The following is a 23409-nucleotide window of genomic DNA, read 5'->3' on the forward strand; positions in this document are numbered from 1 at the left end:
AGCGCGCGGGCGGCCGCGACGGAGACGGGCTTGGGCAGGCCCTTCGGCACCTTGGGCGCGCGCACCGCCGTGAGCGCGCCCACCTTGCCCTGCCCTTCCCGCTCCAGATGCCGGCCGAAGGAGCGTGCGGCGGCGAGCAGGCGCACCAAAGTGCGCGGGGCCACGCCCTCGGCCCGGCGGGAGGCGAGCACGGCCCGCACGTCCGCCGGGGTCAGCGCGGCGAGGTCGGGAAGCGTCGGGCGCTTGCCGAGATGGTCGGTGAGCCGGACGAGCACCACCGAAAGATCGCGCGCGTAGGCCTCCAGCGTCTTGGCCGAGAGCCGCCGTTCGTGGGCAAGGCGCGCCAGCCAGCCCTCGACGGCCGCCGCCACATCCGGCGCGGCGGCACTGGCGAGGCCGTGGGCGGCGCGGGCGGCGCGATCCTGATCTGACATGGCCATGGCGGGAGACTCCGGCGATCGGGTCGATCCTGCAAGCGCGGGCCTTCAGAAAGGCTGAACGGATTTTTCGGAGGGGCCTCTTGTCATCCAGATATATCGAACGATATAACCATCGTCGCTATATCTAACGACATATCTAAGGAGACTTCCGAATGTTCGGATGCAAACGAGACTGGCGGGACGCCCGCCGTGGCCGCGGCTTTGGCGGCGAAATGGGCGGCGACTTTGGTGGACGCGCGTTCGGCGAGCATGAGTTCGCGGGGCGCGGCGGCCACGGCCATGGTCCTGGCGAGTTCGGCGGCCATCGCGGCGGCGGCGGACCTGGGGGACCTGGCGGACGCGGTGGGCGCGGGGGCGGCGACATGTTCCGCATCGGCCGCATGCTGGCCCAGGGCGACCTCAAGCTTCTGGCCCTGTCGCTCATCGCCGAGCAGCCGCGCCACGGCTACGAGATCATCAAGCTGATCGAGGAGAAGACCGCCGGCTGGTATTCGCCGAGCCCGGGCGTGGTCTATCCCACCCTCACCTTCCTGGAAGAGGCGGGCTATGTGACCGCCGAGGCGGACGGCTCGAAGAAGCGCTACGCCATCACCGAGGAGGGCAAGGCCTACCTCGCCGAGAACCGTGACTTCGCCGACGCCATCATCGGCCGGCTGTCCGAGATCGGGCTCAAGATGGGTCGCGTGAAGAAGTGGATGGGCTGGAGCGAGAGCGGCCCGAGCCACGGCGCCGAGCTGCCCCGCCTGGTGGAAGCCGCGCTGGAGAACCTGCGCGACGTCTCCCGCGAGAAGCTGGAGCAGAACCGGGGCGCCGAGACGCGGATCGTCGAGATCCTCGCCCGTGTGGCCAACGACATCCGCGAGGCGTGAGCCGCGCGGCAAGGGCGGGCGGCAAAGGGCGGGCGTCGACCGTTGCGCCCGCTCTCGCGACGAAGTGATGTTTTAAACATCACTAATAATGCTTGATCGCTTAATAGACCGGGTGTAAGCAGCACAAATCACGCTAAACGCCTGCCGTCAGCGATCATGATCACAGCTGCCCAGCTCCGTGCCGCCCGCGCCATCCTCGGCCTCGACCAGCGCGCCCTTGCCGGCCTGTGCGGCCTCTCGCTCCCCACCATCCAGCGCATGGAAGCCAGCGACGGCGTGATCCGCGGCAATGTGGATTCGCTGATGAAGCTGGTGGGGGCGCTGGACGCCGCCGGCGTCGATCTCATCGGCGAAGGCGTGGTGAGCGACAGCGGCGGACGCGGCGTGCGGCTCAAGACGCCGGCCCCCCGGCCATCTGGGGACTGAGATGGCTCTCGCTCCCACAATCCAGCTTCTCGCCGCCCTTTCCGCGGTGGCCGCGCTGCTCGTGCTGGCGGTGGCCGGTGCCGTGCTCGCGCGCGGACCTCTCGGACGCCCCGTGGTCTATGGCGGCGCGCTGGCGGTGACGCTCCTTGCCGCCGTCTCGGCCCTCACCGCCATCCCGGCGCCCACGGGCGGGCTGGTGCTGCCGCTGGGCATTCCGTGGATCGGCGCCAATCTCCGGCTTGATGCGCTCTCCGCCGTCTTTCTCGTCGTGGTGAACCTCGGCGGAGCGGCGGCGAGCCTCTACGGCCTCGGCTACGGCCGACATGACCATGCGCCCGAGCGGGTGCTGCCCTTCTTCCCCGCCTTCCTCGCCGGCATGAACCTCGTGCCGCTGGCGGCGGACGCCTACACCTTCCTGCTGGCGTGGGAATTCATGTCGCTCGCCTCCTGGGCGCTGGTGATCTCCCACGACAAGGAGGCCGGCAATGTGCAGGCGGGCCTCGTCTATATCCTCATGGCCTCGTTCGGCACGCTGGCGCTGATGCTGGCCTTCGGCCTGCTGGCAGCGGGCGGCGGCGGCTTCACCTTCGAAGCCATGCGCGCCGCGCCGCCCACCGGCTGGGCCGGGGCTGTCGTGCTGGTGCTCGCGCTGCTCGGCGCCGGCTCCAAGGCCGGCCTCGTGCCGCTGCACGTCTGGCTGCCGCTGGCCCACCCCGCCGCGCCGAGCCACGTCTCCGCGCTCATGAGCGGGGTGATGACCAAGGTGGCCGTCTACGGCTTCATCCGCATCGTGTTCGATCTCGCCGGCCCGCCGGACTGGTGGTGGGGCATTCCGGTGATCGTCGCGGGCGCCATTGCCGGCGTCGTCGGCGTGCTGCAGGCGCTGCTGCAGAGCGACACCAAGCGCGTGCTCGCCTTCTCCACCATCGAGAATATCGGCCTCATCTTCGTCGGCCTCGGCCTCGCCCTCGCCTTCAAGGCTTCGGGCTTCGGCGGGGCGGCGGCGCTGGCCTTCACCGCGGCGCTGTTCCACGTGTTCAACCACGCGGCCATGAAGAGCCTGCTCTTCTTCGGCGCCGGCGCGGTGCTCACCGCCACCGGGTCGCGGGTGATGGACCGCCTCGGCGGGCTCATCCACCGCATGCCCGTGACATCGGTGGTCATGCTGATCGGCGCGGCGGCCATTTCGGCTTTGCCGCCGCTGAACGGCTTCGCCTCCGAATGGCTGGTGTTTCAAGCCATCCTGCTCAGCCCCGAGCTGCCGGCCTGGGGCCTGAAACTCTCCGTCCCGGCGGCCGGCGCGCTGCTGGCGCTGGCCGCGGCGCTGGCGGCGGCCTGCTTCGTGCGGCTCTACGGCATCGTCTTCCTCGGCCGGCCGCGCAGCGAACAGGCGGCGAAGGCTCATGAGGTGGACGCCTTCTCCCGCGCGGCGATGATCGCGCTCGCCGCCATCTGCGTCGCCGCCGGCCTGTTCCCCGGCCTCGTCATCGACGCGCTCCAGCCGGCAGTGACGGCGCTCATCGGCGTGAAGATGCCGGCGCAGAGCGAGGTGGCGTGGCTCTCCATCGTGCCGGTGGCGGAAAGCCGCTCGTCCTATAACGGCCTCCTCGTCTTCCTCTTCATCGCTTCCTCGGCGCTGCTCACCGCCTTCATCATCCACCGCCTCGCCACCGGCGCGGTGCGGCGGGCACCGCCATGGGACTGCGGCTTTCCCAATGCCGATCCGGTGACGCAATATTCCGCCGGCTCCTTCGCCCAGCCCATCCGCCGGGTGTTCGCCCGCACCCTGTTCGCCGCCCGCGAACGGGTGGAGATGCCGCCGCCCGGCTCGCTCGCCCCGGCGCGCATCGAGATCACGGCGCGCGATCCCGCCTGGGCCTTCCTGTTCCTGCCCCTGGCGGGGCTGGTGGACCGCATCGCGACGCGGGCCAACCGCCTGCAATATCTCACCATCCGCCAGTATCTGGCGCTGGTGTTCGGCGCCCTCGTCCTCCTGCTGCTGGTGCTGGCGCTATGGACCTGATGGCGAACCTCCAGATCGCAAACCTTCTGGTGCAGGGCACCCAGATGCTGCTGGTGCTGGCACTGGCACCGCTGCTCACCGGCCTCGTGCGGAAGGTGAAGGCGCGCCTCACCCGGCGGCGCGGCGCCTCCGTGTTCCAGCCCTATCGCGACCTCGCGCGGCTTCTGAACAAGGAGGCGGTGCTCGCCCACAACGCCTCCTGGCTGTTCCGCGCCGTGCCCTACCTCCTCTTCGCGGCAACCTGGGTGGCGGCGGCTCTGGTGCCCACCTTCGGCACCGGGCTCATCTTCTCCTGGTCGGCGGACCTCATCGCCATCACCGCCCTGCTCGGCTCGGCCCGCTTCTTCCTCGCGCTGGCGGGGATGGATGTGGGCACCAGCTTCGGCGGCATCGGGTCGAGCCGGGAGGTGATGATCTCGTCGCTGGCCGAGCCGGCGATGATCATGATCGTCTTCTCCCTCGCCCTCGTCGCCCATTCCACCCAGCTCTCCACCATCGCCTCGGTGATGGTCGCGGGCGTCGGCCTGCGCGTGTCGCTGGCGCTGGCGCTCGTTGCATTGGCCATCGTCGCGGTGGCGGAGAACGGGCGCATCCCGGTGGACAATCCCGCCACCCATCTGGAATTGACCATGGTGCACGAGGCCATGGTGCTGGAATATTCCGGCCGCCACCTCGCGCTCATCGAATTGGCGGCGCAGCTGAAGCTGCTGCTCTTCATCTCCCTCGTCGCCTGCGTGTTCGTGCCGTGGGGGCTGGCGCCGGCTGGCGCCGGGGCGAGCGCGGTGGTGCTGGGCATGGCGAGCTATGGCTTGAAGCTCGCGGCGGGCGCGGTGCTGCTCGCGGTGTTCGAGACGTCGATTGCCAAGATGCGGGTGTTCCGCGTGCCCGACTTCCTCGGCGCCGCGCTCATGCTGGGGCTGCTCGGCACCCTGCTCCTCTTCGTGTCGAGGATCCTGTGATGGACCGCACGCTGGAAATCGCGCACGGAACGCCGCTGGACGCCGCCCTCTCGGCGAGCCTCGTGTTCGACGTGGCCCATCTGTTCGCCGGCGCGCTGGTGCTCATCAGCTTCCTGATGCTCTATCAGGACCGGCTCTATGCGCTGCTGAAAGTGTTCGCGCTGCAGGCGGTGGTGCTCTCCCTCTCCGTCGGCTGGCAGGCGCTGGCGCAGGATGCGCCGCACCTTTATGTCACCGCCGCCATCGCCCTCGTCTTCAAGGCGGTGGTGATCCCGCTGGCGCTGGCGCGGATGGTGGCTCGCCTCGGCATCCACCGGCAGGTGGAGACGGTGGTCTCCATCGGCCCCACCATGCTCGCCGGCATCGCCCTCGTCGCCCTCTCCCTCGTGGTCATGCTGAAAGCCACCGCCGCGGTGGGCGGCGCGGCCGATGCGCTGGCGCGGGAGGACCTCGCCTTCGCCCTCTCGGTGGTGCTGCTGGGCCTCCTGATGATGGTGACGCGGCGCAATGCCGTCAGTCAGGTCATCGGCTTCATGTCGCTGGAGAACGGGCTCATCCTCGCCGCCACCGGCGCCAAGGGGATGCCGCTGGTGGTGGAGATTTCCGTCGCCTTCTCGGTGCTCATCGCCCTCATCGTCATCGGCATCTTCCTGTTCCGCATCCGCGAGCGGTTCGACACCGTGGACGTGGACGCCCTCGACCGCTTCCGGGGAGGGCGCGCATGAGCTTCCTGTCCGGCCTCCTCGTAGATCCCGCCCCGCTGCTGGTGGCCGTGCCGGCGGCGAGCGCGGTGCTGCTGGCGCTGGTGCCGTCCTATCGCGTGGGCGCTCTGGTCAACGTCGCCGCCTGCGGCCTCACCTTCGCGCTGGCGCTGCTGCTGTTCGGCGCGCCGCGTATCGCGGGGCCGTTCCTCATCGTGGACGACCTCAACATCGTCTTCGTGGTGCTGAACACCTTCGTCGCCTTCACCACCGCATGGTTTTCCGCCGGCTACATCGCCCATGAGCTGGAGACCGGGCGGCTGACGCCGCTCAACCTGCGCTTCTACCACGCCATGTATCAGGTGCTGCTCGGCGCCATGACGCTGGCGCTGCTCTCCAACAATCTCGGCGTCATGTGGGTGGCCATCGAGGTGGCGACGCTCACCACCGTGCTCATGGTCGGCCTCTACCGCACCGAGGCGGCCATCGAGGCGGCGTGGAAATACTTCATGCTCGGCTCGGTGGGCATCGCGCTCGCTTTGTTCGGCACCATCCTCGTCTACATGGTGGCGCAGCCGGTGGTGGGCGAAGGCGCGGGCGGAATGATCTGGAGCGTGCTGATGAAGCGCGCGCGGGATTTCGACCCCGCTTTGCTCAATGTCGCCTTCGTCTTCCTGCTGCTCGGCTACGGCACCAAGGTGGGCCTCGCCCCGCTCCATGCCTGGCTGCCGGATGCGCATTCCGAAGGCCCCACCCCCATCTCGGCGGTGCTCTCCGGCCTCCTGCTCAATGTGGCGCTGTTCGCGGTGCTGCGCTTCAAGTCGCTGCTCGCCGCCCATCCCGGCACGCTGGCTCCGGGGCCGCTGATGATGGCCATGGGCCTCGGCTCCCTGCTGCTCGCCGGCTTCATGCTGTACCGCCGGCGCGACATCAAGCGCCTGTTCGCCTATTCCTCCATCGAGCACATGGGCATCATCGCCTTCGCCTTCGGGCTCGGCGGGCCGCTCGCGAATTTCGCCGGGCTGCTGCACATGACCATGCACAGCCTCACCAAGTCCGCCATCTTCTTCGCCGTGGGCCATGCCTGTCAGGTGAAGGGCACGCAGGAGCTGGCGCAGATCCGCGGCCTCACCACCTCGCACCCGCTGCTGGGCTGGAGCCTCGTCGCCGGCGTCGTCGCCATCGCCGGCCTGCCGCCGGCCGGCGTATTCATGAGCGAGTTTCTGGTGGTGACGAGCGCCTTCGGCGCCCGGCCGTGGCTGGCGCTGATCCTCGTTCTCGGGCTGCTCCTCGCCTTCGGCGCGCTGATGGTGAAGCTCTCCGCCATCGCCTTCGGCGAGCCGAGCCCGGGGACCGATCCGGTGAAGGCGAGTTTCGTGCCCATGGGCGTGCACCTCGCCCTCGTCTTCGCCGCCGGGCTTTACCTGCCGCCCGAGCTGGTCGCGTGGTTCCGCCACGTGGCCGCGGTGCTGGGCTAGGAGGGCGGCATGATCAACCTCTCCGATCTCTTCGCCCGCAACGGCACCCTGTGCCGCCCCTGGCCGCGCGTGAGCGTGAACGAGACCGAATGGACCGGCCTCTGCGCCGAACTGGCCGCCGGCCGGCTCACGCTCTCCGCGTTGTTCGGGGATAGCGGCGCCGTCCACATGGCACTGCTGGAGGAGTCCACCGGCCGCCTCGCTCTCGCGAGCCTCCCCTGCCCCACCGGCGCTTTCCCATCCGTGGCGCGGCACCATCCCCCCGCCGCCCGGCTGGAGCGGACCATCCGCGACCTCTTCGGCCTGACGCCCGTGGGCGCGCCCGATCTGCGGGCGTGGCTCGACCATGCCCGCTGGGGCGTGCGCGCGCCGCTCGGCGCCGCCACGCCCGATGCGGGCGCGGGCGAGGCCTATCCGGTGCTGCCGGTGGAGGGCGAGGGACTGCACCAGATTCCGGTCGGCCCGGTCCATGCCGGCATCATCGAGCCCGGCCATTTCCGCTTCTCCGCCTATGGCGAGACGGTGGTGCGGCTGGAGGAACGCCTCGGCTACGTCCACAAGGGGATGGAAGGCCTGATGGCCGGCCGCGCGCCGGAAGAGGCCGCCCGCATCGCCGGCCGCCATTCGGGCGATGCGACGGTGGCCTATGCGCTCGCCTTCTGCCGCGCCTTCGAAGCCGCGCGCGGCGTCGCGGTGCCGGAGCGCGCCCATGGGTTGCGCGGGCTGATGGCGGAGCTGGAGCGCCTCGCAAATCATCTCGGCGATATCGGCGCCATCTGCAACGATGCCGCCTTCGCGCTCATGCTCGCCCATTGCGGCGTGCTGCGCGAGCGCGTGCTGCGCGCCTCGGCCCGTGCCTTCGGCCACCGGCTGATGATGGACCGCGTGGTGCCCGGCGGCGTCGCGCAGGACATTCCGGCGGAGAGCGTCACAGGCATGAAGGCCATGGTGGCCGAGGTGCGCCGCGCCTTCCCCGCCCTCGTCCGCCTCTATGACGAGACCGCTTCGCTTCAGGACCGCACGGTGAGCACCGGCTTCACCAAGCCGGACTATGTGCGCCAGTTCGGCGCCGGCGGGTTCGTCGGCCGCGCCTCGGGCCGCGGCTTCGATGCGCGCCGCGCTCTGCCCTATCCGCCCTACGACCGGCTGCCGTTCGAGGTGCCGGTGCGCTCCGATGGGGACGTGAACGCCCGCGTGTGGGTGCGCATCCGCGAGGTGGAGGAAAGCCTCGGCCTCATCATCCGCCTGCTCGACACTCTACCCAAAGGCGACATCAACGTGCCCGTGCCGGCGGGCGGCGGCGAGGGCGTGGCGCTGGTGGAGAGCTTCCGCGGCGATGTCTTCGCCTTCGTGGCGCTGGAGAGCGACGGGCGCGTGCGCCGGGCGCATCTGCGCGATCCCTCCTGGTTCCAGTGGCCGCTGCTGGAGACCGCCATCGAGGGCAACATCGTCGCCGACTTCCCCCTCTGCAACAAATCCTTCAACTGCTCCTATTCGGGGGTGGACCTCTAAAAGCGTTTTCAAGCGAAGTGGATTCCGGTTCGCGTGAAGAAAACGCGTAAACGCAAGAAGTGAAACGATGCGGAAGCTCCTGCTTCAGGGCCTCCTCAAGGCCCCCCTCACCGAAAAAGGCCCCGACGACGCGGCGGTGGAGGCCCTTGCGCGCGAGCTCGACGCCGCCGCCCGCGCCCGGCTCGGCCGCAGCCTCTCCATCCGTGAGGTGGATGCGGGCTCGTGCAACGGCTGCGAATTGGAAATCCACGCGCTGGGCAACGCCTTCTACGATCTCGACCGCTTCGGCATTCGCTTCGTCGCCTCGCCCCGCCATGCGGACGTGCTGCTGGTGACGGGACCGGTGGCCAAGAACATGGCCGAGGCCCTGAAGCGCACCTATGACGCCACGCCCGGCCCCAAATGGGTGGTGGCGGCCGGCGACTGCGCCATCAATGGCGGCGTCTTCGCGGGCAGCTATGCGGTGACGGACGGCGCCGGGGCCGTGGTGCCGGTGGACCTGAAGATCCCCGGCTGCCCGCCGACGCCGGTGGACCTGCTGACGGGGCTGCTGGCGCTGCTGAAGGCGGGGGAGGGATGAGCAGACCCCGGACAGCCGCTACCTTAAGAATTTACTGGCGAACTCAGAAAGAGACCAATCTTCTCTTTTACTCTTCTTTCTGGCCACTCTAGCCGCATCTATCCAACGACTAACATCTCCAAAATCGTGACCGTCCATTTTTTCTATTTCTAAACATAGATGAAGATATGTTTTATTTCCATTTTTTATGAATTCTCTCTTTGGATAATCTTTAATTATTTGGAAAAACGACACAGAAATTGGATTGCTTTTCATATCGATGTCGATGATGATCGAACCCGGCTTCAAATCTCCGCATTCCTCGTAGAATGTTAAGTCATCATTCTTCCAATTCTTTTTTTCGATTTCGAGATGTCTATAAGCAGAAGCAGATGCTTCCGGACGATCCCAAACCCAAACCTCTATATCTCGGCCATCGAATTCGGACGGGTCATTAGCCGCCAGATCAATAATTGAACCGTCCTTTAGTGGCAAAATATTCTTTATTTTTCTATATAACAGTTTGGCCTCATCTAAATCTGATTTCGTAATATTTCTGGATTTTGATTCAATAGAATTGTACCATTTCTCTAGATTTTTTATTTTATCAACATTTTCTATCTTTATATTCATTTCATTCAGAACTTCTGATTTAGACCCCTCTGAACCGAGCCCATTCGTCGATGCATTCGATGATCCCAATACAACGCCTTTGTCTGTAAGATACACTTTTGCGTGAATATTGTTATTTGTTTTAATATTATTTCCAAATATCTTATTAAGCTTTTCGATTTCGTCCGGATTGCATCCTCCGCTAAGCAAATTACAGACTATCCGCACGTCATCTGTACGCAATCGATCTAGACCCAGCCTCGTCACTGCATTTTTACCCCAATAGGGCACTGCGATTCTTACCCACTCAGCGGCATCCAGCAGCTTCTTGATTTCCCGCTCCGCTTCCGGCCCGTCCAAAAGCTGCATCGCCCCCCCTCCGGTTCACTGAAATCGGACACACTTTGCATTGGCAGAAGGGTCGACACAACGCAAAGTTGGAGACTGGTCGCGCTACGTCTTCTTCCAAGACCCGACGCCGATGCGCGCACGCCCTCCAACCACCGACGCCGCAGACCCGGGGGAAACGGGTCTGCGGTCGAAGCGCATGGCTGTCGGCCCTCCGTATTTTTTCTTTACTCACGCACACAAAGGAAAAGCCGGGGATGGCCGCTTTTTGAGGCCACCGCGCGCGCCGATGGGACGGTGAAACAAACGCGCGCGGGGCCGCGGCCACCCCCGGTGAAGCCCCGGGAGGGGGCAGTCGGTTCGCCGATCAGAAGAAGCCGAGCTTCTTGGGCGAATAGCTGACCAGCAGGTTCTTGGTCTGCTGGTAGTGGTCGAGCATCATCTTGTGGGTCTCGCGGCCGATGCCGGACTGCTTGTAGCCGCCGAAGGCCGCGTGGGCCGGGTAGGCGTGGTAGCAGTTGGTCCACACGCGGCCCGCCTCGATCTCGCGGCCGACGCGGTAGGCGCGCGAGCCGTCGCGGGTCCACACGCCGGCGCCGAGGCCGAAGAGGGTGTCGTTGGCGATGTGCAGCGCCTCTTCCTCGTCCTTGAAGGTGGTGACGGAGACCACCGGGCCGAAGATCTCTTCCTGGAAGATGCGCATGTTGTTGGTGCCGAGGAAGACGGTGGGCTTCACGTAGAAGCCGTCCGCAAGATCGCCGTCGAGCATGTTGCGCTCGCCGCCGGCCAGCACCTGGGCCCCCTCGGCCTTGCCGATGTCGATGTAGGACAGGATCTTGTGCATCTGCTCGGACGACGCCTGCGCGCCGAGCATGGTTGCGGGATCGAGGGGCGAGCCCTGCTTGATGGCAGCGACGCGGGCGAGCGCCTTCTCCATGAACCTGTCGAACATGCTCTCCTGAACCAGCGCGCGGCTGGGGCAGGTGCAGACCTCGCCCTGGTTGAGGGCGAACATGACGAAGCCTTCCACCGCCTTGTCGAGGAAGTCGTCGTCGTGGGCTGCCACGTCCTCGAAGAAGATGTTGGGCGACTTGCCGCCCAGCTCCAGCGTCACCGGAATGAGGTTCTGGCTGGCATAGCCCATGATGAGGCGGCCGGTGCCGGTCTCGCCGGTGAAGGCGATCTTGGCGATGCGGGTGGAGGCGGCGAGCGGCTTGCCGGCCTCGAGGCCGAAGCCGTTGACGATGTTGAGCACGCCCGGCGGCAGCAGGTCGCCGATGAGTTCGGCCACCAGAAGGATGCTGGCGGGGGTCTGCTCGGCCGGCTTCAGCACCACGCAATTGCCGGCCGCCAGCGCGGGCGCCAGCTTCCACACCGCCATCAGGATGGGGAAGTTCCACGGGATGATCTGCCCGACCACGCCGAGGGGCTCGTGATAATGATAGGCGACGGTGTCGTGGTCGATCTCGGAGAGCGCGCCTTCCTGCGCCCGCACGCAGGCGGCGAAATAGCGGAAATGGTCGATGGCCAGCGGGATGTCGGCGGCCATGGTCTCGCGGATCGGCTTGCCGTTGTCCCAGGTCTCGGCGCGGGCGATCAGCTCGAGATTGGCCTCCATGCGGTCGGCGATCTTGTTGAGCACCAGGGCGCGGTCGGCGGCGGAGGTGCGGCCCCAGGCCTTCTTGGCGGCATGGGCGGCGTCCAGCGCGCGCTCAATGTCATGTTCGTCGGAGCGGGCGACCTCGCAGATCACCTTGCCGGTGATGGGGGAGGTATTCTCGAAATAGCGGCCGTTCACCGGCTCGACGAAGGCGCTGCCGATGAAGTTGCCATAGCGGGCCTTGAAGGGCGAGGTGTGAGTGCTCGACAGAAAGGCTGGGCTGTTCATTGTTTCCTCCCATTGGTGGTGCAGGAGGATTTGCAGCGGCCGTGCCAGTTCTCGAAGGTGCACTGCACGCCTTTATTTGCAGCGCGGGAAGATGCTGCGAAAACTTGATTTTGTCCGCGCCAGGAGGACCTACGCAGAACCCCGACTTTACGGCCGGCGAATAGTCGTGCGAGACTGTCGCGCATAAGAACAAGGTGTCGCGACACCTGTCGCAAAATGCGACAGTCGCCGCGGGAAACGTCGCGCTAGGGAAGTGAAACGAGCCGAGGGACGAATGCCTGCGCCATTTCCGCCCCTCTCGCCGGTGCCGCCACCGGACGAGCTGCTCACCGCCCGCCGCCGGTTCTTTTCCGGCGCGCCCGGGGCGGAGCAGGCGCTCGCCCTCCCCATCATCCGCTCCTGGACCCGTTGCGCCGAGCGCGGCCTGCCCGTGGGCGGCCGGCTGAAGGCCGAGCCGCTGACGCAGGGCGAACTCTCCGTCCGCCGCGAGCGGTATGAGGCGCTGCGTCGTCGCTGCCGGCCGGAGCTGGAGGCGCTGCACCTCAGCGCCAGCGCCGCGGGCGGCATCGTCATCCTCACCGATCCCACCGGCCTCGTGCTCGACACCGTGGGCAGCGCCGATTTCGCCGACCGCGCGGCGCAGGTGGCCCTGCGGCCCGGCGTGAGCTGGAGCGAGGCGGACAGCGGCACCAACGCCATCGGCACGGCGCTGATCGAGCGGCGCGGCATCGAGGTGCGCGGTGCGGAGCATTATGCCGAGCCGCACGGCATCCTCACCTGCGCCGCCGCGCCCATCCACGATCCGTTCGGCGAGCTGGTGGGCCTGCTCGACCTCTCCGGCCCCTCCGCCGTGCCGCATCTCCATGCGCTGGCGCTGGTGGAGCTGGCGGTGGGGCAGGTGGAGCACCGCCTGTTCGAGGGCGCCTTCCCCGGCCGGGACGTGGTGCGCTTCCACGCCGATCCCTCCTTCCTCGGCACCGCGCGCGAGGGCGTGCTGGTGTTCGAGGACCACCGCCTCGTCGCCGCCAACCGCCCCGGCCTCGCACTGCTGGGCCTCGGCTGGGATGCCCTGGGCGCGCGGCGCTTCTCCGAGCTGTTCGAGGGCAGTCTCGGCCGCCCCGGCGACGCCCGCCGCGCCCGCACGCCCAACGGCGCCGTCATGCTGCGGCTGGAGCGGCAGTCGCCGGCCCCGGTGCGGGCTCCCGTCGCCGCGCCGGCTCGCGCCGTGCCCCCCGCCGGCCCCAGCTTCGATGCGGAGACCGAGCAGGCGCTGGGCCGTGCCATCCGCCTGATGAATGCGGGCGTGCCCGTGCTCATCCAGGGCGAGACCGGTTCCGGCAAGGAGGTGTTCGCCCGCCAGATCCATGCCCGCGGCCCGCGCGCGACCGGCACTTTCGCGGCGGTGAACTGCGCGGCCCTGCCGGAAGGGCTGATTGAATCCGAACTGTTCGGCTACGAGGACGGCGCCTTCACCGGTGCCCGCCGCGCCGGCTTCAAGGGCCTGTTCCGCGAGGCGGACGGCGGCGTGCTGTTCCTCGACGAGATCGGCGACATGCCCCTCGGCCTCCAGAGCCGCCTGTTGCGCGTGCTGCAGGAGCGGGAGGTGACTCCGCTGGGCGGCGGCAAGGCGGTGAAGGTGGATTTCGCCCTCGTCTGCGCCTCCCACCGCGATCTGAAAATGCTGGTGGAGCACGGCAGCTTCCGCGCCGATCTCTATTTCCGCATCGCCCAATACACCGTCACGCTGCCGCCTTTGCGCAGCCTCGCGGACCGGGAAGCGCTGGTAGAGCGGCTGTGGCGCGAGATGGCCGGCCCCGGCCCGGATGCAGCGCGTCTCTCGCCGGACTGCCGCGAGGTGCTGGCGCGCCATACGTGGCCGGGCAATTTCCGCCAGCTCACCGGCGTGCTCAAGGTGCTCCTCGCCCTCGCCGAGCCGGGCGAAACGGTGGGGCCGGAAGCGCTGCCCGCCGACGTCCGCGCAAGCGATCTGCGCGCAACCGATCTGCGCAGTCCCGCGCAGCCCCCCGCCGCATCGACGCTCCCGGCCTCTCAAGCGGCCGATCCGGCGCCCGGCCTGTCCGGCGATCTCGGCAGCGTCACCCGCGCCGCCATGGATGCCGCCCTGAAGGAATGCGACGGCAACATCTCCCGCGCCGCCCGCCGCCTCGGCATCCACCGCTCCACCCTCCACCGCCACCTCGCCTCCCGCGGGCATTGAGCGGCGCGGGCGGGCCTAGACCCCCGCCAGATGATGCAGCACGATGCCCGAGGTGGTGGCGACGTTGAGGCTGTCGAAGCCCTCCGCCATGGGGATGGCCACGGTGCGCACCCGCGCCATCACGTCCGCCGGAAGGCCCGGCCCCTCGGTGCCGAACAATGCGGCGACGCGCGGCGGGCGATCGAGACGGGAGAGGGTTTCCCGCCCGGACGGGGACAGCGCCACCGCCTCGAACCCCCGCTCGGAAAGCTGTTCGATGAGCACGCCGGCATCCCGCACCCGCGCGAACGGCACCACGAGGCTCGCCCCCACGGAGACGCGGATGGCCTTGCGGTAGAGCGGATCGCACGAGGCCTCATCGAGGATCACCGCATCGGCGCCGAAGGCCGCCGCATTGCGGAAGATGCCGCCCATATTGTCGTGATTGGTGAGGCCGAGGGCCGCCACCACCAGCGCGCGCGGCCCCAGCCCATCCAGCAGCGCGCCCACGTCCGGCAGCGGCCGCGCCGTGCCCAGCGCGAGGATGCCGCGATGGATGTGAAAGCCGACGATGGCGTCCATCACCGGCTGCGGCGCCACGTAAACGGGCAGGTCTTCCGGCAGAGCGGCAATGAGGTCAGACAGCCGCTCCGCCTGCGCCTGCGACAGCAGCACGGAGGAGAGGCGATGGCCGCCGCGCGTGCCCAGCCGGCCGGCGAGCAGGCGCAGCACCACCTCGCCCTCGGCCATGAAGCCACCCTGCCGCCCCACCAGATCGCGCTCGCGCACCTCCCGGAAACCGGCGATGCGGGGATCGTCGGCCTCGGATACCGGAACGATCATAGGGGCCGGCGCTTCACCGGCACGGGGGCGCAGGTGCTGGCGCGCACCACCAGCTCGGGCGTCATCTCCGCCCGCTCCACGGGACGACCGGGATCGGCGATGCGCTTGAGGGCCAAGGTTGCGGCGGCGCGGCCGTATTCGGGAATGAAGGTGTGCACCGTGGTGAGCGGCGGGTACCACACCCGCGCCTCCTCGATGTCGTCATAGCCGACAAGGGAGAAATCGCGGCCCGCGAGAAGACCGGCCGCCTGCAATTCCATCAGTGCGCCGAAGGCGGAGAGGTCGTTGAAGCACACGGCGGCGGTGGGCGGCTCGTCCAGCGCGAGCAGGCGCGCCATGGCCTTGCGGCCTTCCGCGCGCAGGCCCGGCCCCTCCATCACCAGCGTCGGATCGAAGGAAATGCCGGCCGCGGCAAGGCCCGCCTTGTATCCCGCGAAGCGCTTGCGGCCGGTGGAGATGGCGCCGAAGCCGCCGATCATGCCGATGCGCCGGTGCCCCAGCGCCACGAGGTGGGCGACGCCGAGCGCGACGCCGGTCACGTCGTCGGACCCTGCGAAATCGAAGCCGGAGCCCTCGATCTCGCGCGTCACCTGCACCACGGCGATGCCGGTGGAGGCGAGCGCCTTCAGATCCTCCACCCGCGAATGGGCGGCGGGGGAGACGAGGAAGGCGTCGGGCCGGTATTCCGCCAGCGTGCCCAAGGTGCGGGTCTGGCGCGCCACATCCTCCTGGCTCACCCCCAGCAGCACGGTCTTGCCGGCCTCGGAGAGGGCATCCTCCACCGCCGCCAGCAGCTCGGTGAAGGAGGGGTTCACGATGTCATGCAGGCCGAGGGCGACGATGTTGGTGCGCGCCGTGCGCAGGGCCGCGGCGCCGCGATTGGCCACATAGCCGCGCGCCCGCGCCGCCTCCTGCACCTTGAGGCGCGTCGCCTCGGCGACCATGGGGCTGTCGCGCAGGGCCAGAGAGATGGTGGCCGTGGACAGCCCCAGCTCCCGGGCGAGGCCCTGCAGCGTCACCTTGCCGATGGGCGCACCGGCGGGAGATGCACCGGGGTGAGCGGCACCCGGCGGAGGAGGATTCGTCTCGTCCATGGGCCATCCCTATAGCGGATCTGTCGCGTCTCGCGCCGTCCTTTCGGTCATGCTAAACGATTTAGCGACAACAGCAACGACAGCTGCGACGATACGAATCGGGAGGATGCCATGGCGGGTACGCGGGTTGGTTTCATCGGGGTCGGCCTCATGGGGCACGGCATGGCGAAGAACATCCTCGCCAAGGGCTTTCCCCTCGCCGTCATGGGCCACCGCAACCGCGCGCCGGTGGAGGATCTGGTCTCCCGCGGCGCCACCGAGGTGAAGACCCCCGCCGAGATGGCGGCCCAGTGTGACGTGATCGTGCTCTGCGTCACCGGCGCGCCGCAGGTGGACGAAGTGCTCAACGGCGAGAACGGCATCCTGAAGACCGCCAAGGCCGGCCTCCACATCATCGACACCTCCACCTCCGAGCCGACGCTGACCATGGCGCTGGCGGCGAAGCTGGCGCAGGACGGCATCTTCCTGTGCGACGCGCCGCTCGGCGGCACGCCCATCCAGGCGGAGGAAGGCGCCCTTTCCGCCATGGTGGGGGCGGACGACGCGGCGTTCGCGGTGATCGAGCCGGTGGTGGCGGCCTTCGCCAGCCGCATCGTGCGCGTGGGCGCACCGGGCGCGGGCCACACCATGAAGCTGCTGAACAACTTCCTGTCGCTGGGCTACGGCGCCATCTATGCCGAGGCGCTGGCCATCGCCGGCAAGGTGGGCGTCACGGCGGAGGTGTTCGACAGCGTCATCCGCGGCTCGCGCATGGATTGCGGCTTCTACCAGACCTTCATGGGCTATGTGCTGGACGCGAACGTGAACGCCCACCGCTTCACCATCACCAACGCCCACAAGGACATGCGCTACGTCACCAACCTCGCCACCAACACCGGCGCTTCCGCCTTCATCAGCGCCACGGTGAAGAACCTCTATGCGGCGGCCGAGGGCCTCGGCAATGGCGGCAAGAACGTGCCGCAGATCACCGACGTGCTGGCGCAGATGAACGGGCTTCCCACCGTGCTCGAGCTGAAGGCGGCGGCCGAGTAGCGTTACCGCAATTTACCGTCGCCCCGCCCCGGATTCACACTTCCGACACCGCCGCGCGCCAGCCTTCCCCGGGCATGGCGTGCGGCGCAATGACTCACGGGCAAGGCGGAACCTTCCGGCCCCGAAAGCATTTGCCGCCATATCGCGCCCCCTGCCGGGGGAGCGCCGGCAGGCAATGGGATCGGGAGGCTGCCAGACGTGTCGCAGACCGGGCAACGATTGGTGAGCATCGATTTCTGGCGGGGCTTCGCCCTGCTGACAATCTTCATCAACCATATTCCCGGCCACGTCTTCGGCGGCTTCACCTATCGCAACTTCGGCTTCTCGGACGCGGCGGAACTGTTCGTCTTCCTCGCCGGCATCTCCGCCGCCTTCGCCTATCTCAGGCCCTTCTCCGCCGGCGAGCGCGTGCGCACCACGGCGCGGGTGTGGATGCGCGCCTTCACGCTCTATGCCGCCCATCTGGTGCTGGTGGTGATGTCTGTGGTGGTGGTGGGCGGCTTCGTGGTGCTCACGGGTGACGAGCGCATGCTCGAATGGATGCACCTCGACATCATCCCGCAATATCCGCTGGAATCCCTCGTGGGCATCGGGCTGCTCACCTACCAGCCGGGCTATCTCAACATCCTGCCGCTTTATGTGGGCCTCCTGCTGCTGGCGCCGATCCTGCTGCTGCTGGCGCGGCGCAGCCTTGGCCTTGCCCTTGCGGCCTCGCTCACGCTCTATCTCGTCACCCAGCTCGCTGACCTCGCCTTGCCGGTGTGGCCGGGGGCGGGGGGCTGGTTCTTCAATCCGCTGGCGTGGCAGCTGCTCTTCACCTGCGGCCTCGTGATCGGCGCGCTGATGGATCGCGGCCTGCGCTCCGCCGCCCACCGGGTGCTGGATGTCGCCGCGCCGCTCTATCTGCTGGTGGCGCTGGTGTGGGCGGTCAACGGCTATCCGATGACGGCGGACCTCTCCCCCGTGCCGCCCTTCCTGTGGGATTTCGACAAGACCAACCTCGCGCTGCCGCGCCTGCTGCACGTACTGGCGCTGGCCTATTGCGTGTCGCGCCTGCCGCTGGAAGCGTGGCTGAAGAAGAGCGCGTCGGCCGCGCCGCTCATCCTCATGGGCCGGCATGCGCTGCCGGTGTTCAGCCTCGGCACCGTGCTCAGCCTCGGCGCGCAGGTGGTGCGCCCCCTCGCCGATGGCGCGCTGGCCGTGGATTTGCTAATCGTTGCCGCAGGTTTCTCGCTCCAGTGGTCCCTCGCATGGGCACTCGAATGGCAGCGCCGCGATCGCGCCCCGGCGCAGCAGGCGGCGCCGGTCCCGGCTTCACCGGCCGTGGCGCTCGCGCCCGGGCCGTGAGGCGCGCGGGCGGCGCTTTTCTTTCCGTCTGGCTCCTGCTGTGCCCGCTCGCGGCCGGGGCCACGATCTCCAGCGCCTGCCGGGTGCCGGACATCTTCCTCGCCTTCGACAGCGATCTCGTCCGCACCGAGCGGCTGGTGGATCGCTCGGCCCCCGTGCGCATCCTGATGATCGGCCCCCAGCCCGACCGTCAGGCGCTGTCGGACAAGAAGCGCAGCCGGCTCGAGACGGAGCTGAGCAACCGCCTGCCGAACATCACCTTCACCATCATCGACGAGGGGGCGACGCAGGGCCTCGCACGGGATGATTTCGGCCGCATCCGCTCCGCCGTGGAACGGGTGGCGCCGGATCTCATCATCTGGCAGGTGGGCACCGCCGATGCCCTTGCCGCCACCGATCCCGAGAGCTTCGCCCACACGCTGGAGCAGGCCGCCGACTGGCTGCGCGGACGCAACATCGACCTCGTGCTCATCGACCCGCCCTTCGTGCCGGGCGTGGACCACGAGCACCTCTACGGCCGCATCGTGAAGCAGATCGACGCGGTGTCGGACCGGGAGCGCATGAACGTGGTGCAGCAATACGGTGCCACCTCCTATCTCCAGTCCTCCGCCCGCTCCCCGGCCGAGGGCCGCGCCTGCATGGCGGAGCTGGTCGCCGAGGCGATCGTGAAGGCCGTGACACGCTGAGCGGGGGCGGTTCGGTCTCAACTTTTCCCGGTGTCGTCGCTCGTCGTCAGTATGACCGCGGTAAGAGCGGACACGTCAATTAGAAGTGGTACGACAAAGAAGTCATTGTATTTCGGTCATGGCATTTCGATCCACTCGATCATCTCATGGAGCAGTTCGCTCGTTGGATAGTCTTGTATATCCTCTTCCGAGAAGCCCTTCCTAAGCTGCTCCTCATAATACCAAGCCTGAAAATCGGCGTAAGCGCCTAGGATCTTGCTCGCCCCAACACTCTCGGCACCGGCTTCCGCAACCAGCCAATTGCGCACCTTCCGGACTGCCGTTTCAAAGTTCGCGTTATGGCTGGCGATATCCCAGCCCGCGATATCCGAAAGAGCAGCTTGATAGCGATACGGCCTTTCTTCCAGAATCAAAATCTTTTTATCTTCTCGACCCTGTCCGAAATATTTTCGGCAGCCATAGTCTATTCCTAGCTCAAATGGCATATTGAGCCTGAAGTGCTCGCCTTCTGTGGCGGCCTGACATCTGCTCAGGTCATGGATGGAATACTTTGAGGCCTCCATGAGGCTCACGATTTTATCCAACCTTATCTCTGCCGAGTCAGATCGCTCGGTCGCCAGCCTTGGATAAAATCGTAGGTATAGAACTGCAAAAAGAACCGCCTGCAAGATAGGCTCATAGTCCTTGTCAAACGGGCAATTGACAAATACGCAGCGATCAAAGGGCCGAGGAGGCAAGCGTCACCCTTTCGGCGGGACCGGGTCAGAGCCGAAAGAGCTGCGTTCGCGGATGCGTCCGTCGCGGCCGTGAATATACAGTTCTGTTTGTTGATTGCGAGCCAGTGCGCGGGCCTTATCAATCGCTTCTTGCTGCGTATCGTAGGTTCCCGATGCGCGCGAAGCTCCCGTCCGCCGAACGCTCCAACGCTCGCCGCTGGGAACAACATGCTGACCTTTCTTCGTAGTCATCCGGCATCGCTTTCGTGTCAGGTCATTCACGAGCCCTGAATATAGCTTAGGCATATGATTCCGCCAATGCCCTCCCCTTCACCCGCCCTTAACCCATTGCCGCCATTCTCACGATCGTGAGTAAGCGTTGCGTAGGGTTGCGTCATGCGTAGTGTGGCCAAGGGGGCGGCCGGGCGGACGGCGCGTCAATGTCGTCCGGAGTATCCCGCAATCGCCCCCTTGGCGGCCCCACCGGCCGCGCCAAGGAAGGCGGCTTCTTCGGGAGCGGCTCCTGCGGGAGCGGTTTCGGACCGTGCTCTCCCCCTCAATGAAATTCTGATCGGCGACACCATCGCCCGCATGGCGGCCCTGCCCGCCGGCTCGGTGGATCTCGTCTTTGCCGATCCGCCCTACAACCTCCAGCTCGGTGGCGAGCTGAAGAGGCCGGACGAAAGCCGCGTGGACGCGGTGGACGACCATTGGGACCAGTTCGAGAGCTTCGCGGCCTATGATGCCTTCACCCGCGCCTGGCTGCTGGCCGCGCGGCGGGCGCTGAAGCCCAACGGCACGCTCTTCGTCATCGGCTCCTATCACAACATCTTCCGCGTCGGCGCGCTGATGCAGGATCTGGGCTTCTGGATCCTCAACGACATCATTTGGCGCAAGGCGAACCCCATGCCCAACTTCCGGGGCCGGCGCTTCACCAATGCGCACGAGACCCTGATCTGGGCCGCCCGCAGCGCCGATTCGAAATACACCTTCAATTACGAGGCGCTCAAAGCCGGCAACGAGGATGTGCAGGTGCGCTCCGACTGGCTCTTCCCGCTCTGCACCGGGCAAGAGCGGCTGAAGGACGAGAAGGGTCGCAAGCTCCATCCCACCCAGAAGCCCGAGGCGCTGCTCGCCCGCGTGCTGCTGTCCTCCACCAAGCCCGGCGACGTGGTGCTAGACCCCTTCTTCGGCTCGGGCACGACGGGCGCGGTGGCGAAGCGCCTGCGCCGGTCCTTCATCGGCATCGAGCGCGAAGAGACCTATGCCGATGCGGCGCGCGCGCGCATCGATGCCGTGGAGCCGCTGTCGGAAGAGGCGCTGGTCGCCCCGCCGAGCGCGCGGGAGGCGCCGCGTGTCGCCTTCTCCGCCCTGGTGGAGCGCGGCCTCGTCACCCCCGGCGCCGAACTCACCGACGCCAAGGGCCGCTTCCGCGCCGTGGTGCGGGCGGATGGCACCATTTCCCTCGCCGACAGCCCCAATGTGGGCTCCATCCACCGCGTCGGTGCCCTCGCCCAGGGGGCGGAGGCCTGCAACGGCTGGACCTTCTGGCACGTGGAAGAAGCTGGCCGCCGCCACCCCATCGACATCCTGCGCGCCCGCCTGCGCGCCGAGATGGGCATCGCCGCCGAATAGCTCAGAAGCGGTAGTTCACCCCCGCGCGGACGACGTTGAAGGCGGTGTCCGACGATGCGGCGATGACGAACTCCGGCACCGGGTTGGCCGGGCTGTTGGCAAGCGGGAAGGTGCTGCTGCCAAGGTTCACATAGAGATATTCCGCCTTCACCGACCAATGGGCGTCGATGCGCGTCTCCGCGCCGCCGCCCACGGTCCAGCCCCAGCGGGTGGAGGAGGACGAACCGGCCCACGCATATTGCGCGCCGTTGGCGCCGCCGATGAAAAGGTTCGTGCCCCCATCGCCGAAAGCGAGGCCGCCGGTGGCATAGAGCAGCGTCGCCCCCACCGCATAGCCGAGCCGAGCCCGCACCGTGCCGAACCAGTCGCCGGTCAGCGCATAGTCCTTGACGATGAACTGGCCGGGATTGACCAGCGAGGGGAGGATTTCGCTCCCCGACTGGCTCCGGTCGGCATAGGCGAAATCGGCCTCGAGGCCGGCCACCACCGCGTTCCACTGCCAATTGTAGCCGATGGTCGCTCCGGCGCTGAAGCCGGTGGAGGAGCCGCCCAACGCCGTCTCATACTGGATCGCATGCTTCACGGGATCGGACTGCAGGAAGGTGCCGCCGAGCTGAGGCGTGACGGTGGAGGCATCGATCACCGCGCCGGCGGTCACGCCCGCATAGAAGCCCTGCCAGGAGAGTGGCGCGGCGGCCGCCGCAGGCGCCGGCGCCTTCACCGCAAGATCTGCCGCGCACACCGGTGCGCATGTTGCCATCACGGCCGCAATAGCCAGTCCGAACCGCATTTTCTGCCCCCAGTGCCCGCAAACACGAGCTTAGCTTTACGAGGCTCATGATGCCCTATGCAAGTACCCTCCGCCTGTCGCGTCTCATTGATCGTCGAGATGCGCGAGCACCTTGCGCATGACCGAGGGCAGCGCCTCCGCATCGAACCCCTCCGGCCGCACCCAGCGGTGCCCCTCCGGCGCGGGCGCTCCAGCGGGGAGATCGGCGCGCAGCACCTTCAGCGTCAGCGCGAAATGGGTGAAGACGTGCTCCACCACGCCGGGCAGCGCCCGCCAGCGCGCCTTGAGCGGTGCGTGGCTCTCCGGCGCCTCCGGCTTCGGGCCCCAGGGGGTGGAGGGCACCTCCGTCATCTTCGCCAAGAGCCCCTTGTCCGGCCGGGTGCGCAGCAGCACCGCGCCATCCGCCCGAACGGCGAGAAAGGCGACGCCCTCCCGCTTCGGCTTGTCGCCCTTGGGCGCCTTTACCGGATAGAGTGCCGCATCCCCCGCCGCCCGCGCCTCGCACGGCTCCATCCACGGGCAGAGCGAGCAGGCGGGCGAGCGCGGCGTGCAGATGGTGGCGCCGAGATCCATCATCGCCTGCGCGAAATCGCCGGGGCGCTGCGCCGGCGTCAGTGCGGCGGCCAGCGCCTTGATTCGCGGCTTGGCGCCGGGCAAAGGCTCGGCCACCCGATAAAGCCTTGAGACGACGCGCTCGATATTGCCGTCCACCGGGCTCGCCTTGAGGTCGAAGGCGATGGAAGCGATGGCCGCCGCCGTGTAGGGGCCGATGCCGGGCAGGTCGAGCAGCGCCGCCTCGTCGTCCGGGAAGCGCCCGCCATGGCGCGCCACCACCGCCTGCGCGCAGGCGTGCAGGTTGCGGGCGCGGGCGTAATAGCCGAGCCCCGCCCAGGCGGAGAGCACCTCCTCCAGCGGCGCGGCGGCCAGATGCGAGACCGTGGGCCAGCGGGCGAGGAAGCCGGTGAAATACGGCCCCACCGCCTTCACCGTGGTCTGCTGGAGCATGATCTCGGAGAGGAAGACGTGGTAGGGGTCCGCCGTCCGGCCCGGCTCGGCCCGCCAGGGCAGGCGGCGGCGGTGGCGGTCGTACCAGGCGAGGAGCGCCGAAGGGGCCGGGGTTCCGGATCTGGAATTTCGGGCACCGCTTGCGGCCGCGCGTGCGGCGGGGGAGGATGTCATGCGGCCAAGGTGGCCGCGCCCGCGTGCCGGGGCAAGGGGTTCGGTGCCCCGTCGCCCCACCATCCCGTCCGTCCG

The 23409-nt window shown here is 67.7% G+C and carries 22 protein-coding genes; 13 read left to right on the plus strand and 9 right to left on the minus strand.

Annotated features, from left to right (window positions below; translation table 11 throughout):
• The coding region (locus ACE3QW_RS11510) for a site-specific integrase (protein ID WP_374251620.1) at positions 1-440 on the minus strand (440 nt) is incomplete at its 3' end.
• 152 nt (positions 441-592) lie between these two features.
• On the opposite strand from ACE3QW_RS11510, the gene ACE3QW_RS11515 reads away from it, so the two are divergent.
• The 8 genes from ACE3QW_RS11515 (at position 593) to ACE3QW_RS11550 (ending at position 8988) form a co-directional block, all read left to right on the plus strand.
• Positions 593-1309 (plus strand): PadR family transcriptional regulator, encoded by a 717-nt coding sequence (locus ACE3QW_RS11515; RefSeq protein ID WP_374251621.1) that lies wholly within the window; start codon positions 593-595, stop codon positions 1307-1309.
• A 156-nt stretch (positions 1310-1465) separates the two neighbouring features.
• Positions 1466-1735, plus strand: a complete 270-nt coding sequence (locus tag ACE3QW_RS11520; RefSeq protein ID WP_024276957.1) for a helix-turn-helix domain-containing protein — start codon at positions 1466-1468, stop codon at positions 1733-1735.
• Position 1736: 1 nt separating this feature from the next.
• Positions 1737-3758 carry a hydrogenase 4 subunit B gene (hyfB, locus tag ACE3QW_RS11525; RefSeq protein ID WP_374251622.1) on the plus strand — a complete coding sequence of 674 codons (2022 nt, stop codon included), beginning with the start codon at positions 1737-1739 and terminating at the stop codon, positions 3756-3758.
• On the plus strand, positions 3758-4717 hold the full coding sequence (locus ACE3QW_RS11530) for a respiratory chain complex I subunit 1 family protein (protein ID WP_374251623.1): 960 nt from the start codon (positions 3758-3760) through the stop codon (positions 4715-4717). The genes hyfB and ACE3QW_RS11530 overlap by 1 nt, the downstream gene beginning before the upstream one ends.
• Entirely contained in the window at positions 4717-5442 is a 726-nt protein-coding gene (locus ACE3QW_RS11535) for a hydrogenase-4 component E (protein ID WP_156026286.1), read from the plus strand. Before ACE3QW_RS11530 ends, ACE3QW_RS11535 begins: the two co-directional genes overlap by 1 nt.
• Positions 5439-6896: a hydrogenase 4 subunit F gene (locus ACE3QW_RS11540; protein ID WP_374251624.1), complete on the plus strand. Its 1458-nt coding sequence runs from the start codon at positions 5439-5441 to the stop codon at positions 6894-6896. Before ACE3QW_RS11535 ends, ACE3QW_RS11540 begins: the two co-directional genes overlap by 4 nt.
• Before the next feature lie 9 nt (positions 6897-6905).
• Entirely contained in the window at positions 6906-8408 is a 1503-nt protein-coding gene (locus ACE3QW_RS11545) for an NADH-quinone oxidoreductase subunit C (protein WP_374251625.1), read from the plus strand.
• 67 nt (positions 8409-8475) lie between these two features.
• On the plus strand, positions 8476-8988 hold the full coding sequence (locus ACE3QW_RS11550) for an NADH-quinone oxidoreductase subunit B family protein (protein ID WP_374251626.1): 513 nt from the start codon (positions 8476-8478) through the stop codon (positions 8986-8988).
• An 18-nt stretch (positions 8989-9006) separates the two neighbouring features.
• On the opposite strand, the gene ACE3QW_RS11555 is transcribed toward ACE3QW_RS11550, so the two are convergent.
• Both ACE3QW_RS11555 and adh read right to left on the minus strand, forming a co-directional pair.
• On the minus strand, positions 9007-9948 hold the full coding sequence (locus tag ACE3QW_RS11555; protein WP_374251627.1) for a phospholipase D family protein: 942 nt from the start codon (positions 9946-9948) through the stop codon (positions 9007-9009).
• Positions 9949-10294: 346 nt separating this feature from the next.
• On the minus strand, positions 10295-11815 hold the full coding sequence (gene adh, locus ACE3QW_RS11560; protein WP_374251628.1) for an aldehyde dehydrogenase: 1521 nt from the start codon (positions 11813-11815) through the stop codon (positions 10295-10297).
• Between the two features lie 274 nt (positions 11816-12089).
• Between adh and ACE3QW_RS11565 the strand changes: the two genes are divergently transcribed.
• Positions 12090-14033 carry a sigma-54-dependent Fis family transcriptional regulator gene (locus ACE3QW_RS11565; RefSeq protein ID WP_374251629.1) on the plus strand — a complete coding sequence of 648 codons (1944 nt, stop codon included), beginning with the start codon at positions 12090-12092 and terminating at the stop codon, positions 14031-14033.
• Positions 14034-14048: 15 nt separating this feature from the next.
• Here ACE3QW_RS11565 and ACE3QW_RS11570 read toward each other — a convergent pair whose 3' ends face one another.
• Positions 14049-14855 (minus strand): TrmH family RNA methyltransferase, encoded by an 807-nt coding sequence (locus tag ACE3QW_RS11570; RefSeq protein WP_374251630.1) that lies wholly within the window; start codon positions 14853-14855, stop codon positions 14049-14051.
• The gene (locus ACE3QW_RS11575; protein ID WP_374251631.1) at positions 14852-15949 is read right to left on the minus strand and encodes a LacI family DNA-binding transcriptional regulator; all 1098 of its coding nucleotides are present in this window, start codon (positions 15947-15949) and stop codon (positions 14852-14854) included. Before ACE3QW_RS11575 ends, ACE3QW_RS11570 begins: the two co-directional genes overlap by 4 nt.
• A gap of 18 nt (positions 15950-15967) precedes the next feature.
• On the opposite strand from ACE3QW_RS11575, the gene ACE3QW_RS11580 reads away from it, so the two are divergent.
• The 3 genes from ACE3QW_RS11580 (at position 15968) to ACE3QW_RS11590 (ending at position 19014) form a co-directional block, all read left to right on the plus strand.
• On the plus strand, positions 15968-16981 hold the full coding sequence (locus tag ACE3QW_RS11580; protein ID WP_280938457.1) for an NAD(P)-dependent oxidoreductase: 1014 nt from the start codon (positions 15968-15970) through the stop codon (positions 16979-16981).
• A 222-nt stretch (positions 16982-17203) separates the two neighbouring features.
• Positions 17204-18328, plus strand: a complete 1125-nt coding sequence (locus ACE3QW_RS11585) for an OpgC family protein (protein ID WP_374251632.1) — start codon at positions 17204-17206, stop codon at positions 18326-18328.
• The gene (locus ACE3QW_RS11590) at positions 18325-19014 is read left to right on the plus strand and encodes a hypothetical protein (protein WP_374251633.1); all 690 of its coding nucleotides are present in this window, start codon (positions 18325-18327) and stop codon (positions 19012-19014) included. Before ACE3QW_RS11585 ends, ACE3QW_RS11590 begins: the two co-directional genes overlap by 4 nt.
• Positions 19015-19130: 116 nt before the next feature.
• Here ACE3QW_RS11590 and ACE3QW_RS11595 read toward each other — a convergent pair whose 3' ends face one another.
• Positions 19131-19586, minus strand: a complete 456-nt coding sequence (locus ACE3QW_RS11595; RefSeq protein ID WP_374251634.1) for a hypothetical protein — start codon at positions 19584-19586, stop codon at positions 19131-19133.
• 168 nt (positions 19587-19754) lie between these two features.
• Positions 19755-20036 carry a DUF2188 domain-containing protein gene (locus tag ACE3QW_RS11600; protein ID WP_374251635.1) on the minus strand — a complete coding sequence of 94 codons (282 nt, stop codon included), beginning with the start codon at positions 20034-20036 and terminating at the stop codon, positions 19755-19757.
• A gap of 90 nt (positions 20037-20126) precedes the next feature.
• On the opposite strand from ACE3QW_RS11600, the gene ACE3QW_RS11605 reads away from it, so the two are divergent.
• The gene (locus ACE3QW_RS11605; protein ID WP_374251636.1) at positions 20127-21365 is read left to right on the plus strand and encodes a site-specific DNA-methyltransferase; all 1239 of its coding nucleotides are present in this window, start codon (positions 20127-20129) and stop codon (positions 21363-21365) included.
• Position 21366: 1 nt separating this feature from the next.
• Here the strand turns inward: ACE3QW_RS11605 and ACE3QW_RS11610 are convergent, their stop codons facing one another.
• Both ACE3QW_RS11610 and mutY read right to left on the minus strand, forming a co-directional pair.
• Positions 21367-22125 carry an outer membrane protein gene (locus ACE3QW_RS11610; protein ID WP_374251637.1) on the minus strand — a complete coding sequence of 253 codons (759 nt, stop codon included), beginning with the start codon at positions 22123-22125 and terminating at the stop codon, positions 21367-21369.
• Between the two features lie 114 nt (positions 22126-22239).
• Positions 22240-23334, minus strand: a complete 1095-nt coding sequence (gene mutY / locus ACE3QW_RS11615) for an A/G-specific adenine glycosylase (protein ID WP_374251638.1) — start codon at positions 23332-23334, stop codon at positions 22240-22242.
• Positions 23335-23409: the final 75 nt, after the last annotated feature.

The organism is Xanthobacter sp., assembly GCF_041911315.1.
GTDB lineage: Bacteria > Pseudomonadota > Alphaproteobacteria > Rhizobiales > Xanthobacteraceae > Xanthobacter > Xanthobacter aminoxidans.

Coding starts and splice junctions, on each gene's coding strand:
- ACE3QW_RS11545 (WP_374251625.1), top strand. CDS start 6,906: ATGATCAACCTCTCCGATCTCTTCGCCCGCAACGGCACCCTGTGCCGC.
- ACE3QW_RS11575 (WP_374251631.1), bottom strand. CDS start 15,949: ATGGACGAGACGAATCCTCCTCCGCCGGGTGCCGCTCACCCCGGTGCA.
- ACE3QW_RS11520 (WP_024276957.1), top strand. CDS start 1,466: ATGATCACAGCTGCCCAGCTCCGTGCCGCCCGCGCCATCCTCGGCCTC.
- ACE3QW_RS11540 (WP_374251624.1), top strand. CDS start 5,439: ATGAGCTTCCTGTCCGGCCTCCTCGTAGATCCCGCCCCGCTGCTGGTG.
- ACE3QW_RS11530 (WP_374251623.1), top strand. CDS start 3,758: ATGGCGAACCTCCAGATCGCAAACCTTCTGGTGCAGGGCACCCAGATG.
- ACE3QW_RS11565 (WP_374251629.1), top strand. CDS start 12,090: ATGCCTGCGCCATTTCCGCCCCTCTCGCCGGTGCCGCCACCGGACGAG.
- ACE3QW_RS11605 (WP_374251636.1), top strand. CDS start 20,127: ATGCGTAGTGTGGCCAAGGGGGCGGCCGGGCGGACGGCGCGTCAATGT.
- mutY (WP_374251638.1), bottom strand. CDS start 23,334: ATGACATCCTCCCCCGCCGCACGCGCGGCCGCAAGCGGTGCCCGAAAT.
- adh (WP_374251628.1), bottom strand. CDS start 11,815: ATGAACAGCCCAGCCTTTCTGTCGAGCACTCACACCTCGCCCTTCAAG.
- ACE3QW_RS11535 (WP_156026286.1), top strand. CDS start 4,717: ATGGACCGCACGCTGGAAATCGCGCACGGAACGCCGCTGGACGCCGCC.
- ACE3QW_RS11610 (WP_374251637.1), bottom strand. CDS start 22,125: ATGGCAACATGCGCACCGGTGTGCGCGGCAGATCTTGCGGTGAAGGCG.
- ACE3QW_RS11555 (WP_374251627.1), bottom strand. CDS start 9,948: ATGCAGCTTTTGGACGGGCCGGAAGCGGAGCGGGAAATCAAGAAGCTG.
- ACE3QW_RS11570 (WP_374251630.1), bottom strand. CDS start 14,855: ATGATCGTTCCGGTATCCGAGGCCGACGATCCCCGCATCGCCGGTTTC.
- ACE3QW_RS11515 (WP_374251621.1), top strand. CDS start 593: ATGTTCGGATGCAAACGAGACTGGCGGGACGCCCGCCGTGGCCGCGGC.
- ACE3QW_RS11550 (WP_374251626.1), top strand. CDS start 8,476: ATGCGGAAGCTCCTGCTTCAGGGCCTCCTCAAGGCCCCCCTCACCGAA.
- hyfB (WP_374251622.1), top strand. CDS start 1,737: ATGGCTCTCGCTCCCACAATCCAGCTTCTCGCCGCCCTTTCCGCGGTG.
- ACE3QW_RS11600 (WP_374251635.1), bottom strand. CDS start 20,036: ATGCCTAAGCTATATTCAGGGCTCGTGAATGACCTGACACGAAAGCGA.